Below are 13,223 nucleotides of genomic sequence, written 5' to 3'. Positions count from 1 at the left end.
GCCCCGGCGCGGAGGGCGGCGGGCGCGCGGCAAAAACCGCCCGTGCGGTATGCATTTGCCTCTCGCGGCCCGGCCATTCCTTTCCTATAACGTATGCAGCAAGTTCAGGAGAGCCCCATGCCCGCAGAGCTTTCGCCGATCGACAAGGCCAAGTTCGTTGCCGCCAAGCGCGCCACCGATTTCGTCGAGGACGGGATGCGCGTGGGCCTCGGGACGGGCTCCACGGCCGCCTGGCTCGTGCGCTGCCTCGGCGAGTTGGTGCGCGACGACGGCCTGCGCATCATCGGCGTGCCGACATCGAGCCGCACCGCCGATCTGGCCCGCGAGGTTGGGATCAAGGTGGTGTCCCTGGACGAGGCCAAGTGGCTCGACGTGACGATCGACGGAGCCGACGAATACGACGCCAACCTGAACCTCATCAAGGGCGGGGGCGGCGCGCTCCTGCAGGAAAAGATCGTCGCCACGGCCTCCGACCAGATGGTCGTGATCGCCGACATCTCCAAGCAGGTGGAGACGCTGGGCGCCTTCCCGCTGCCGGTGGAGGTGGTGCCTTTCGGCTGGCAGACGACCAAGGCGCTGGTGGAGGAAACGCTGGTGCGGCTCAACGGCGATACGCCCTACGTCACCGACGAGGGCAACTACATCGTCGATCTGCACCTCAAGCGCATCGGCAACCCCCGGCAGCTTTCGCTGGTGCTGAACCAGATCCCCGGCGTGGTGGAAAACGGCCTCTTCATCGACATCTGTGACGCGGTCGTGATCGGCTACGGGGATGGCAAAGTCGAGGTGCGGGACATAAATGCAGGGACGGTCGAGGAAGATCACCTCGATTTCGTCGACGAAAAGAACATGTTCTCTGACCTGTGACAGGTCTGACCCTAAGGAATATCTATGGCTTTCGACTATGATCTGTTTGTCATCGGCGGTGGCTCCGGTGGCGTGCGCGCCGCGCGGCTGGCGGCTTCGGAGGCGGGCGCCAAGGTAGCGCTGGCGGAAGAATACCGCATGGGCGGCACCTGCGTGATCCGCGGCTGCGTGCCCAAGAAGCTGATGGTCTTCGCCTCCGGCTACAAGGAGCAGTTCGAAGACGCCCGCGCCTACGGCTGGGACGTGCGGGACGGCGCCTTCGACTGGAATACCTTCCACCCGAAGCTGCGCGCCGAGCTGGACCGTCTCGAAGGCATCTACCGCAACGTGCTGGCCAATGCCGGCGTCGAGGTCTTCGATGCCCGCGCCACCCTGAAGGACGCCCACACCGTGGCGCTTTCAACCGGTGAGACCTTCACCGCCAAGCACATCCTCGTGGCCACCGGCGGGCATCCCTTCAAGCCCGAGATGGAGGGCATCGAGCACACGATCTCCTCCAACGAGGTGTTCCTTTGGGACAGGCTGCCCAAATCCATCCTGATCGTCGGGGGCGGCTTCATCGCCTGCGAATTCGCCTGCATCCTGAACGGCATGGGCGTGGAGGTGACGCAGTTCTACCGCGGCGCCCAGATCCTGCGTGGCTTCGACGACGAGGCGCGCGGCCACGTGGCCGAACAGATGAAGGAACGCGGCGTGGATCTGCACGTCGGCACCGACGTGCTGGAGATCAGGAAGGTCGAGGGCGGGCTCCGGGTGAAATGCACCAACGGCACCGAGCGCGTCTATGAACAGGTGATGTATGCCACCGGCCGCGTGCCCAACACGGCAGGGCTGGGGCTGGAAGAGGCGGGCGTGAAGCTGGGCCGCAAGGGCGAGATCCTCGTGGACGACTACTCCCAGACCTCCGTGCCCTCGATCTACGCCGTGGGCGACGTGACCGACCGCATCAACCTCACGCCGGTGGCGATCCGCGAGGGCGCGGCCTTCGTGGAGACCGTCTTCAAGGGCAACCCCACGAAGCCGGATCACGAACTGGTGGCCTCGGCCGTGTTCACCCAGCCCGAACTGGGCACCGTGGGCCTGACCGAGGAAGAGGCCGCCGAGCAGGAGCCGATCGAGGTCTACTCGGCGTCCTTCCGGGCGATGCAGACGCTGTTTGCCGGGCGCGATGACCGCGTGATGATGAAGCTCATCGTCAGCAAGGCCACGCGCAAGGTTCTCGGGTGTCACATCGTCGCCGACCACGCGGGCGAGATGATCCAGCTTGCGGCGATCGCCATCAAGATGGGCGCCACCAAAGAGGATTTCGACCGCACCGTAGCGGTGCATCCGACGATGAGCGAAGAGCTCGTCACCATGAAGACCCCGACGCGCACGGCTTGAAACCGGCGCGGCGGGATACACCTATTGCACATCCCATGTGCTTGAACTGAACGTTAGATAGAGAGGCTTGATGGCTGGAAATAACGGCGGACCCTGGGGGGGAGGCGGCAACAGCGGCGGCGGAGGCGGCAACGACGACAACCGCGGCAATCGCCCCGGTCAGCGCCCCGGGCAGAACGATCCGCAGATTCCCGACGTTGATGAACTTGTGAAGAAGGGCCAGGAGCAGCTGAAGGTGCTGCTGGGCGGCGGCGGCCGTGGCGGCCGCCCCAATGGCGGCGGCGGCTCCGGCGACGGCGGGCCCAAGATCACCCGCGGCACGGTGGCCATCGGCGCCATCGCGCTGGCCGGGCTCTGGGCCTATGCCTCTTTCTATACCGTCAAACCGGAAGAGAAATCCGTTGAGCTGTTCCTCGGGGAATACGCCTCTACGGGAGAGCCGGGCCTGAACTTCGCGCCCTGGCCGGTGGTGACGAAGGAGGTCATCCCCGTGACCCGCGAACAGATCGTGGAGATCGGCGCCGGCAGCCGCGGGGCCGACAGCGGCCTGATGCTGACGGGAGACGAGAACATCGTGGACATCGATTTCCAGGTGGTCTGGAACATTTCCGACCCGGCGAAATACCTGTTCACGCTGCGCGATCCCGAGCAGACGATCCAGGCCGTGTCTGAATCGGCCATGCGCGAGATCATCGCGCAGTCCGAGCTGGCGCCGATCCTCAACCGCGATCGTGGGATCATCGCCGATCGGCTTCAGGACCTGATCCAGCTCACCCTCGACAGCTACGACTCCGGCGTGAACATCGTGCGGGTGAACTTCGACGGCGCCGATCCGCCCGAACCGGTGAAAGACGCCTTCCGCGCCGTGCAGTCGGCCGGACAGGAGCGTGACCGGCTCGAGAAACAGGCCGACGCCTACGCCAACCGCGTGCTCGCGGGGGCCCGTGGTGAGGCCGCCCAGACCCTCGAAGAGGCTGAAGGCTACAGGGCGCAGGTCGTCAACGAGGCCCAGGGTGAAGCCAGCCGCTTCTCCGCCGTTCTGGAGGAATACGTGAAGGCGCCGGACGTGACGCGCAAGCGCCTCTACCTCGAAACCATGGAACAGGTGCTCGGCCGCGTGGACAAGGTGATCCTCGACGAGGGCGCCGGTGAAGGCGCCGGCAATGGCGTCGTGCCCTATCTGCCGCTCAACGAGCTCCGCAAATCCACCACCGAGGGAGGGTCCAACTGATGCGCCGCTCGACGTTTATCATTCCCGTTCTCGTGGTGATCGCCGCGGGCATCCTTTCGGCGCTGTTCATCGTGGATGAACGCGAGAAGGCGCTGGTTCTGCAGTTCGGCCGCGTCGTGGACGTGAAGGAGGATCCCGGCCTCGCCTTCAAGATCCCGCTGATCCAGGAAGTCGTGAAATACGACGACCGCATCCTCAGCCGCGAGGTCGGCCCGCTCGAGGTCACCCCGCTGGATGATCGCCGGCTCGTGGTCGATGCCTTCGCGCGCTACCGCATCTCCGACGTGCGCCAGTTCCGCCAGGCCGTGGGTGTCGGGGGCGTCGCCGCCGCCGAGAGCCGCCTGGATTCGATCCTGCGCGCCCAGACGCGGGAAATCCTTGGTTCTGTGAGCTCCAACGACATCCTGTCGTCGGACCGCGCCGCGCTCATGCTGCGCATCCGCAACGGCGCCATCGCCGAAGCCCGTGCGCTGGGCCTCGAGGTGATCGACGTGCGCCTGAAGCGCACCGACCTGCCGCAGGCGAACCTCGATGCGACCTTCGCCCGGATGCGCGCGGAGCGTGAACGGGAAGCCGCGGATGAGATCGCCCGTGGTGAGGAAGCCGCGCAGCGCGTGCGCGCCCAGGCCGACCGGACGGTGGTGGAGCTCGTCTCCGAAGCCCGCCGCGAAGCCGAGATCGTGCGCGGTGAAGCCGATGCCGAACGCAACCGGATCTTCGCCGAGGCTTTCGGGGAGGATGAGGATTTCTTCCGATTCTACCGCTCCCTGAACGCCTACCAGCGCGCCTTCCTTGCCGAGAATTCGACGATGGTGCTCTCGCCTGACAGCGAATTCTTCCAATTCTTCAAATCGGCCACGGGCGAGTGATCGAGACGATCCTTCTTGCCCTCGGGCTCGTGCTTTTCGTGGAGGGGCTGGTGTTCGCACTGGCCCCTTCGCGCCTTGATGAGCTGGTGAAGCTCATCGCCTCGCTCCCGCGGGATACGCGCCGGCTGATCGGCCTGTTCGCGATGGGCGGCGGTTTCCTGCTGATCTGGCTGTCGGGCGCTGTTTGATTTCGGCCGAACTGGCAACTGTTACCAATTTATCACGGCCATGTGAAAAGGCGGGATCACACGTGCAGTTGAAGTCAGGCTTCGGCCGCCAACATAATTTTCCAATGAAAGGCGCCCCTGAGACGGCCGCCGAACGAAGAGGAGAATACCGTGACACCACAGGACATCCAGACACGGGCAGGCGCCGCCGCGCTTCTTTCCGCGGTGCGGGCGCTGCCGAGGCAGGCGGGCATCCTGGTGATGGGGCTCGCCCTGCTGCTGGCACCGGCCCTGACATCTCCGGCCATCGCGCGCGGAGCCCCCGAGAGCTTTGCCGACCTGGCTGAAAAGATCAGCCCGGCGGTCGTGAACATCACCACCACCACCACCGTGGCGGCCTCCACCGGCGGCCCGTCGCCGCTGGTGCCCGAAGGCTCGCCCTTCGAAGAGTTCTTCCGCGAGTTCCAGGACCGCGGCGGGCAGGGCAACCGCCCGCGCCGCAGCCAGGCGCTGGGCTCCGGCTTCGTCATCTCCGCCGATGGCTTCGTGGTGACGAACAACCACGTGATCGACGGCGCCGACGAGATCCTCGTCGAGTTCTTCGAAGGCGGTGAACTGCCCGCGAAAGTGATCGGCACCGACCCGAACACCGACATCGCGCTGCTGAAGGTGGAAAGCGAAAAGCCCCTCGATTTCGTCGAATTCGGTGACAGCGACGTCGCCCGCGTCGGCGATTGGGTGATGGCCATGGGCAACCCGCTCGGCCAGGGCTTCTCGGTCTCCGTCGGCATTATCTCGGCCCGCAACCGCGCGCTGTCGGGCAGCTACGACGATTACATCCAGACCGACGCCGCCATCAACCGCGGCAACTCCGGCGGCCCGCTGTTCAACATGGACGGCGAGGTGATCGGCGTGAACACCGCGATCCTGTCGCCCAACGGCGGCTCCATCGGCATCGGCTTCGCCATGTCCTCCGCCGTGGTCGAGCGCGTGGTGGCGCAGCTGAAGGAATTCGGCGAAACCCGACGCGGCTGGCTCGGCGTCCGCATCCAGGACGTGACCGACGACGTGGCCGAAGCCCTCGGGCTGGAAGAGGCCAAGGGCGCGCTGGTGACGGACGTGCCGGAAGGCCCCGCCGCCAAGGCCGGCATGAAGGCCGGGGATCTGATCCTCACCTTCGACGGCAAGGACGTGGAAGACACCCGCGAGCTGGTTCGTCGCGTGGGCAACACCGAGATCGGCAAGACGGTGGATGTCGTCGTCCTGCGGGACGGCAAGGAAGAGACCCTCGCCGTGACCCTGGGCCGCCGCGAAACCGCCGAAGCCGCCGTTCCGGCCTCCGCCCCGGCGACCGAACCGGTGGAAAGCGAAATCCTCGGCCTGACGCTCTCGGAGATGTCCGACGACCTGCGCGAGCAGCTCGAACTTGGCGCCAACGCCGACGGGCTCGTCGTCACCGACGTCGACGAGATGAGCGAAGCCTACGAGAAGGGCCTGCGTGCCGGTGACGTCATCACCGAGGCCGGCCAGCAGAAGGTCGCCTCCATCGAGGATCTGGAAAACCGGATCGCCGATGCCGAGGACGCCGGGCGCAAATCCCTGCTGCTGCTGGTCCGCCGTGGCGGCGAGCCGCGCTTCGTGGCCCTCTCACTGGAGTAGGCCGACCCTCCACCGCGCCGTGACATTCCCGGTGCGGCCCCCCTGAACGCCGCAGAGCCCCCGGAAGCCCTCCGGGGGCTTTTGCATGCCCGGCACAGCCTCGGGGCGCCGCCGTGCCTCCGGGCCCGCCTCTGGTGCGCCCGTTCGCGGCTCAGGATCCTCAAACACGGGCCAAGGGGCCAAACGATGCCGCGCCCCTGCCTTCGGGATTTTCCATGGAATCAGGGGCGCCCGCCGCCGGTTCAACCTTCCTGCGGCGTTTCCCGGCCATAGGCGGCCACCCCGAGCTGGCGCGCCGCATCCAGCGAAAGTGTCTGGCTCTCCAGGCCGCGCGGTGTCTGGTAGGCCTTGATCGCGGCCCGCGTCGGCCCGTCCAGCTGCCCGTTGATCGGCCCCGTGTAGTAGCCGCGCACGGTGAGCGCCCGCTGCACCGTCGCCACGAAGGGCACGGTCAGTTCGGGCGGGCAGGGCGTGCGGAACCAGACCTCGGCGCGCTCGCGCAGGATCTCCTGCCGCGTTTGGGTGCCGTAGGTGGCGGGCGAGAGCAGCGTGTCGTCGTCGTCATAGCGCGCGGGGGATACGAGCACCTGTTCGGTGATCGTCTGGATGATGGCGGGCTGCGTGTCCTGCGTCCAGCACTGGCCGTCGCCCTCCGCGTCCGGCGCCTGCGTCCGGGTGCGGATCGAGCCCGTGGTGTCGGCGGCGGCCACGGCCACCTGGCGCCGCTCGGGCTCCACGCAGCCGGCGAGCAGCGCCAGAGCGGCGAGCGCGGCAACAGGGCGCCGGAGTTGAACGGGGCGCCGGAAACGGGCGGGGCGGTTGGCTGGCACTGCGCGAAAAGCCGATCTTCTTGATGTGTCGTTGCCCCGACTCTGCCAAATCCACCGCCCGGCGAAAAGGGCTTTCCTCGCGTCTAGCCCTTGCGCGGCTGCATCCAGGGCAGCAGGCGCGCCGGTGCGGCGGTGGGATCCACGCCGTGGCGGCGGCAGATTTCCGCGAGGTAGCTGCCCTCCGGCGGCAGACCGGCGAAATGGGTCGCCACCACGCGCCGGGTGGAGCCGAAGAGATGCACCGAGTGGCAGCCCTCCGGCTCGATCAAGGCCGGATCCGCGCCCGGCCGCCACAGCAGCGCAAGCGCCTCTCGGATCAGCGGGTAGAACACCTCCTTGGGCTTTGCGTGGCGGATCTCGTCGTTGCGGCGCAGGAAATGGGTGAACCCCTTGGGCCCGCTCACGCCCCAGGGCAGATCGGCGATCGTCCAGCTTTCGCCGCGCGCCAGCTTCGCGGCCGCCTCCGCGCGATAGGCGTCGCCGCGCCAGGGGATCAGGGGGTTATCGGTTTCGAGAAACGCCAGTAAGGCCGCCAGCGTCGGGCTTTCAGGCGGCAGCCCCATGACGCCGGTCAACACCCGTCCGCGTCCGTTGCGCCCATAGACATGGGGGCCGTCGAAATCGAAGGCGCGGCGGCAGTAGGCGTCGAGATCCGCCCAGATCGCGCCCCCCTCCCGCAGGATGTGCAGGCGCAGCAGGTCCGAATAGACCGCCACCCGCGTGCGATCGCCGTCGGATATGGGAAAGGGGGCGGGGCAGAGCGCCTCGGCCTCGCGGACCTCTACGCCCGCCGGCACCCCCCCGACAGGCCCCGTCACGTAGAGCCGCACCGCGTGCCCGGCGTCCTGGAAGGAGCGGATCACGACCTGCTCGAAGAAGCTCAGATCCGATCCCGTCCAATAGCTCGCAATGGTTGGCAGCATGGTGGCTCCGAATAGTGCATCCGGCGCCAGCCTAGCCGATTGGCGCGCCATCTCCAGAGGTTTCGCGCCCCCGCGGATCAGGCCCCCTTCCTCTTGCCCCAAATACCTCGGGGGAGCCCCGAAGGGGCGGGGGCAGCGCCCCCTCCCGGCCGTGGCCCTGCCGCTAGCCGCGCGGATCCAGAAGCTTGGCCAGTACCGTGTCCTTGGTGATCTGCCCCAGCAGTTGTCCGCCTTCCACCACGCCCACTGGCGCGCCGGTGTGGGTGATCCGGTCCATGACCATCTGGATGCGGTCGTCCGGCGCCACCGTCACCTCGCAGGCGCCGGTGGCCGGCTCCATCACGTCACGGGCGCAGAGCACGCCGAGCGGGTTCATGTGGGCCACGAAATCGGCCACGTAATCGTTGGCAGGGGCCGAGAAGATCTGCTGCGGCGTGCCGCACTGCACGATGCGCCCGCCTTCCATGATCGCGATGCGGTTGCCGATCTTGAAGGCCTCGTCCAGGTCGTGGGAGACGAAGATGATCGTGCGCCTGAGCTTGGCCTGAAGCTCCAGGAGCTCGTCCTGCAGCTTGGTGCGGATGAGCGGATCCAGCGCCGAGAAGGGCTCGTCCATCAGCAGGATCGGCGCTTCGGTGGCGAAGGCGCGCGCCAGCCCGACGCGCTGCTGCATCCCGCCCGAAAGCTCCCCCACCTTGCGTTCGGCCCAGTCCGACAGCCCGACGAGCGCCAGCTGCTCGTCCACCTTGGCATCGCGCGCGCTGCGCGACAGGCCGGCAAGCTCCAGCCCCAGCCCCGCGTTCTCGCGCACGCTGCGCCACGGCAGCAGGCCGAACTGCTGGAACACCATGGCGATGCGGTGCTGGCGCATCTGGCGCAGGGTGGCGGTGTCGGCATGGGTGACATCCACCATGCGATCGCCGTCGTTGACGCGCACGCAGCCGCGCACCACCGGGTTGAGCCCGTTCACCGCGCGCAGCAGGGTGGATTTGCCGGAGCCCGAAAGCCCCATCAGCACGAGGATTTCCCCCTGTTCCACCGTCAGCGAGCAATCGTGCACGCCCAGCACCTGGCCAGTGTCCACCTGCACTTCTGCGCGGCTCCGGCCGGCGTCCATCAGCGGCAGGGCTGCTTCAGGATCTTCTCCGAAGACGATGGAAACATTGTCGAATTCTACGGCGCTCATTTGCGTTCCACCCTCAGGATGCGGTCCAGCATGATGGCGACGACGACGATGACGAAGCCGCTTTCAAACCCGAGCGCGGTGTTGACCTGGTTCAACGCGCGCACCACCGGCACGCCCAGCCCGTCGGCCCCCACCAGCGCCGCGATCACCACCATCGACAGCGAGAGCATGATCGTCTGGTTCAGCCCGGCCATGATCTGGGGCAGCGCGTAGGGAAGCTCCACCTTCCAGAGCGTCTGGCGCGGGGTGGCGCCGAAGGCCTCGGCGGCTTCCAGAAGCGGCGTGGGCGTCGAGGAGACGCCGAGGTGGGTGAGCCGGATCGGGGCGGGCAGCACGAAGATCACCGTGGCGATCAGCCCCGGCACCATGCCGATGCCGAAGAAGACGATGGCCGGGATCAGGTAGACGAAGGTGGGCAGCGTCTGCATCAGGTCGAGGATCGGGCGCAGGAAGCCGTAGAGCCGGGGCCGGTGCGCCGTGGCGATGCCGATCGGCACGCCGATCCCCATGCAGACGACGCAGGCCGAGAGCACTAGCGTGAGGCTTTCGGTCGTCTCTTCCCAATAGCCCTGGTTCAGGATGAAGAGGAAGCCGAGCGCCACGAAGAGGCAGGTTTTCCAGCTTCTCTGCAGCAGCCAGGTGATGCCGACGAAGACCAGCACCATCAGGAGCGGCGGCGGGGTCTGGAGCACCCAGAGAATGCCGTCGATCAGCGCCTCCATCATCGTGGCCAGCCCGTCGAAGAACCACTCGCCGTATTCCTGCAACCAGTCGAAGACCGCCGCGGCGGCCTTGCCGACCGGGATCTTGTACTCTGTGAGCCAGTCCATCCGTTCGCCTTGTCGTGGGGGATTGCGGGTTCTTTTCCGCCCGGCACCGCCGGGCCGAGCCTGTCTGCGCCTGCGGGCGGGCGCGGCCCTCTTGTCGTGGGGCCGCGCCCGCCCAAGGCGGTCAGGTTGCGCCGGGCTTACATGCCCAGGGCAGCTTTCACGGCGGCCACGGCGTCGCCGCCGTCCTTGGTGGTCACGCCGTCGAGCCAGGCCATGAAAGCGTCCGGATGCGCGGCCAGCCAGGCGGAGGCGGCGTCCTGAGGATCGGCGCCGTCGTTCAGGATCGCGCCCATGATCTCGTTCTCCATCGCGAGGGAGAATTCGAGATTCATCAGCAGCTTGCCGACGTTGGGGCATTCTTCCACGTAGCCGGCGCGGGTGTTGGTGAACACGCTGGCACCGCCGAGGTTGGGGCCGAAGAAATCATCGCCGCCGGTCAGGTAGCCCATCTCGAAGTTGGCGTTCATCGGGTGCGGCTCCCAGCCGAGGAAGACGATCGGATCGCCCTTCTTGGTGGCGCGGGCCACCTGGGCCAGCATGCCCTGCTCGGAGCTTTCCTTGACGGAGAAGCCTTCGAGGCCGAAGGCGTTGCTGTCGATCATCGACTGGATCAGGCGGTTGCCGTCGTTGCCGGGCTCGATGCCGTAGATCTCGCCGTCCAGCTCGTCGGCGAATTTCGCGATGTCGGCGAAATCCTTGATGCCCATGTCCATCGCGACCTTGTTCACGGCCAGCGTGTATTTCGCGCCGGAGAGGTTTTCACGCACGGTGTCCACCGTGCCGGCCTCGCGGTAGGGGGCGATGTCGGCTTCCATCGTCGGCATCCAGTTGCCGAGGAAGACGTCGATGTCGCCGTTGGCGAGCGAGGTGTAGGTCACCGGCACCGAGAGCACCTTGATGTCGGTTTCGTAGCCGAGCGCATCCAGCACGAAGGTGGTGGCGGCGGTGGTGGCGGTGATGTCGGTCCAGCCCACGTCGGAGAAGGATACGGTGCCGCAGTCTGCGGCGGCCTGCCCGGCGAGGGCCGCGAGGGCGACGGCCGAGAGGGTGGTGCGAAGGGTCATGAGGGGCGCTCCCTGTTTTTTCTTGATTGACGAGTCAATTAAAAACCACCAGACTCAATCTGGCAAGTGGTTTACGGAGTTTAGCATGCCGAAGGTCGGAATGGAGCCGATCCGGCGCGAGGCGCTGGTGCTGGCGACGATCGCCGAAGTGGGGGCCGCGGGCTCGCTCGACGTGACCGTGAGCCAGATTGCAAAGCGGGCCGGGGTCTCCAGCGCGCTGGCGCACCACTACTTCGGCGGCAAGGATCAGATCTTCCTCGCCGCGATGCGCCACATCCTCACCGCCTACGGCCGCGAGGTCCGGGCGGCGCTGCACGGCAAGACCGATCCGCGCGCCCGCCTCGAGGCGATCATCCGCGCCAGCTTCACCGATGCCCAGTTCGGCCCCGAGGTGATCTCGGCGTGGCTGAACTTCTACGTGAAGGCCCAGCAATCGCCCGAGGCGGCGCGTCTGCTGCGGCTGTATCACCGGCGGCTGCATTCGAATCTGCTCCATGATCTGCGGCCTCTCACCGGCAGGAACGCCGATGAGATCGCGCGCAGCATCGCCGCTCTGATCGACGGTGTCTACATCCGTCAGGCGCTTTCGGGCGCTCCCATGGCGTCGGAAGCGGCCGCGGAGATGGTTCTCGGTGTGCTGCGCCCGGCCCTGGCGCGGGGGGCGCTTCAATGACGGCGCCCAACATCCTGATTTTCATGGTGGACCAACTGGCCGGGACCTTCTTTCCCGATGGACCGGCCGATTGGCTGCACACGCCCAACCTGAAGCGGCTGGCGGCGCGCTCTGCCCGGTTCTCCAACGCCTACACGGCCTCGCCGCTCTGCGGCCCGGCGCGGGCGAGCTTCATGACGGGCTGCCTGCCCAGCCGCACCGGCGTCTACGACAACGCCGCCGAATTCGCGCCCGACATGCCCACCTTCGCCCACCACCTGCGGTCCAGCGGCTACCAGACCTGCCTCGCCGGCAAGATGCATTTCGTCGGCCCCGACCAGCTGCACGGCTTCGAGGAGCGGCTGACGAGCGACATCTACCCGGCCGACTACGGCTGGACGCCGGATTACCGCAAGCCCGGCGAGCGCATCGACTGGTGGTATCACAACATGGGCTCCGTCACCGGCGCGGGCGTGGCCGAGATCACCAACCAGCTCGAATATGACGACGAGGTGGCCGCGCGGGCGAAGGCGAAGGTCTACGATCTGGCGCGGGGCAAGGATGCGCGCCCCTGGTGCCTGACGGTGAGCTTTACCCATCCGCATGATCCCTACGTGGCGCGGCGCAAATACTGGGATCTTTACGAGGATTGCGCGCATCTCATGCCCGAGGTGCCGCCCATCCCCTTCGCCGAGCAGGATGCCCAGAGCCGCCGGATTTTTGAGGCCAACGATTTCGAGAACTACACCATCACCGAAACGGACGTTCAGCGCTCCCGCCGGGCCTATTTCGCCAATATCTCCTACATCGACGAGAAGATCGGCGAGGTGATGGAGGCGCTACAGGCCACGCGGCAGGAGGCGGTGATCCTCTTCACCTCCGATCACGGCGACATGCTGGGCGAGCGCGGGCTCTGGTTCAAGATGAGCTTTCTGGAAGGCTCCGCCCGCGTGCCGCTGATGATCGCGGGGGCCGATACGGGGCCGGGCATCGCGCCGGGCCGGCACGAGGCGCCTGTTTCGCTGCTGGACGTGGCCCCGACGCTCTGCGAGATCGCCGGCGTGCCCGCCGAAGAAATCGCGCCGTGGTGCGAGGGTGAAAGCCTGCTGCCGCTCACCCGCGGGGCGGAGCGCACGGCGCCGGTTCGCATGGAATACGCCGCCGAAAGCAGCCAGGCGCCGCTCGTCTGCCTGCGCTACGGCAAGTGGAAATACATCCGCTGTGCGCTCGATCCCGATCTGCTCTACGATCTGGAGGCCGATCCGCACGAGCTTGAAAACCTGGCCGAACACCCCGCCCACCAGGGCACGCTGGCCGCGCTGCGGGCCAAGGCCGATGCGCGCTGGGATCTGGCGGCATTCGACGCCGAGGTGCGCGCCAGCCAGGCCCGGCGCTGGGTCGTCTACGACGCCCTGCGCAAGGGCCGCTACACGCCGTGGGAATACACCCCGCCGCACGATGACACCCGGCGCTTCATGCGCAACCACATGAACCTCAACACGCTCGAAGAAGAGGCGCGCTTCCCTCGCGGCGAATGATGCCGTCCGCGCGCCCCATCCGAA

General features: G+C 67.1%; 13 protein-coding genes. 8 read left to right on the top strand and 5 right to left on the bottom strand.

The window, feature by feature from the left end:
- Window positions 1-117: 117 nt before the first annotated feature.
- The 6 genes from rpiA to PSA7680_RS02490 all read left to right on the top strand — a co-directional run bounded on the left by rpiA (window position 118) and on the right by PSA7680_RS02490 (window position 6,176).
- Window positions 118-867: a ribose-5-phosphate isomerase RpiA gene (gene rpiA, locus PSA7680_RS02515; RefSeq protein ID WP_085867077.1), complete on the top strand. Its 750-nt coding sequence runs from the start codon at window positions 118-120 to the stop codon at window positions 865-867.
- Between the two features lie 24 nt (window positions 868-891).
- Window positions 892-2,250, top strand: coding sequence for a glutathione-disulfide reductase (gene gor / locus PSA7680_RS02510; RefSeq protein WP_085867076.1), 1,359 nt, complete (start codon window positions 892-894; stop codon window positions 2,248-2,250).
- A 70-nt stretch (window positions 2,251-2,320) separates the two neighbouring features.
- Entirely contained in the window at window positions 2,321-3,481 is a 1,161-nt protein-coding gene (hflK, locus tag PSA7680_RS02505) for an FtsH protease activity modulator HflK (protein WP_085867075.1), read from the top strand.
- Window positions 3,481-4,350, top strand: a complete 870-nt coding sequence (gene hflC / locus PSA7680_RS02500; protein ID WP_085867074.1) for a protease modulator HflC — start codon at window positions 3,481-3,483, stop codon at window positions 4,348-4,350. The genes hflK and hflC overlap by 1 nt, the downstream gene beginning before the upstream one ends.
- The gene (locus PSA7680_RS02495) at window positions 4,347-4,538 is read left to right on the top strand and encodes a DUF2065 domain-containing protein (RefSeq protein WP_085867073.1); all 192 of its coding nucleotides are present in this window, start codon (window positions 4,347-4,349) and stop codon (window positions 4,536-4,538) included. Before hflC ends, PSA7680_RS02495 begins: the two co-directional genes overlap by 4 nt.
- 240 nt (window positions 4,539-4,778) lie before the next feature.
- On the top strand, window positions 4,779-6,176 hold the full coding sequence (locus tag PSA7680_RS02490) for a Do family serine endopeptidase (RefSeq protein WP_085867142.1): 1,398 nt from the start codon (window positions 4,779-4,781) through the stop codon (window positions 6,174-6,176).
- A gap of 242 nt (window positions 6,177-6,418) precedes the next feature.
- Here the strand turns inward: PSA7680_RS02490 and PSA7680_RS02485 are convergent, their stop codons facing one another.
- The 5 genes from PSA7680_RS02485 to PSA7680_RS02465 form a co-directional block, all read right to left on the bottom strand.
- On the bottom strand, window positions 6,419-7,006 hold the full coding sequence (locus PSA7680_RS02485; protein ID WP_085867072.1) for a peptidoglycan-binding domain-containing protein: 588 nt from the start codon (window positions 7,004-7,006) through the stop codon (window positions 6,419-6,421).
- A gap of 83 nt (window positions 7,007-7,089) precedes the next feature.
- On the bottom strand, window positions 7,090-7,929 hold the full coding sequence (locus PSA7680_RS02480; RefSeq protein ID WP_085867071.1) for a glycosyltransferase family 32 protein: 840 nt from the start codon (window positions 7,927-7,929) through the stop codon (window positions 7,090-7,092).
- Window positions 7,930-8,092: 163 nt separating this feature from the next.
- On the bottom strand, window positions 8,093-9,115 hold the full coding sequence (gene choV, locus PSA7680_RS02475) for a choline ABC transporter ATP-binding protein (protein ID WP_085867070.1): 1,023 nt from the start codon (window positions 9,113-9,115) through the stop codon (window positions 8,093-8,095).
- Complete coding sequence (gene choW / locus PSA7680_RS02470) at window positions 9,112-9,945, bottom strand: choline ABC transporter permease subunit (RefSeq protein WP_085867069.1); 834 nt, start codon at window positions 9,943-9,945, stop codon at window positions 9,112-9,114. The genes choV and choW overlap by 4 nt, the downstream gene beginning before the upstream one ends.
- 137 nt (window positions 9,946-10,082) lie before the next feature.
- Window positions 10,083-11,009: a choline ABC transporter substrate-binding protein gene (locus tag PSA7680_RS02465; RefSeq protein ID WP_085867068.1), complete on the bottom strand. Its 927-nt coding sequence runs from the start codon at window positions 11,007-11,009 to the stop codon at window positions 10,083-10,085.
- A gap of 85 nt (window positions 11,010-11,094) precedes the next feature.
- Here PSA7680_RS02465 and betI point away from each other — a divergent pair, with 85 nt between their 5' ends.
- Together betI and betC are read left to right on the top strand one after the other, a co-directional pair.
- Window positions 11,095-11,682, top strand: a complete 588-nt coding sequence (betI, locus tag PSA7680_RS02460; protein WP_085867067.1) for a choline-binding transcriptional repressor BetI — start codon at window positions 11,095-11,097, stop codon at window positions 11,680-11,682.
- Window positions 11,679-13,199 carry a choline-sulfatase gene (gene betC, locus PSA7680_RS02455; RefSeq protein WP_085867066.1) on the top strand — a complete coding sequence of 507 codons (1,521 nt, stop codon included), beginning with the start codon at window positions 11,679-11,681 and terminating at the stop codon, window positions 13,197-13,199. Before betI ends, betC begins: the two co-directional genes overlap by 4 nt.
- Window positions 13,200-13,223: the final 24 nt, after the last annotated feature.

The organism is Pseudoruegeria aquimaris (assembly GCF_900172235.1).
Taxonomy (GTDB): domain Bacteria; phylum Pseudomonadota; class Alphaproteobacteria; order Rhodobacterales; family Rhodobacteraceae; genus Pseudoruegeria; species Pseudoruegeria aquimaris.
Note: the sequence above shows the minus strand (reverse complement) of the source record. Positions and strands in the feature narration are given on the sequence as shown.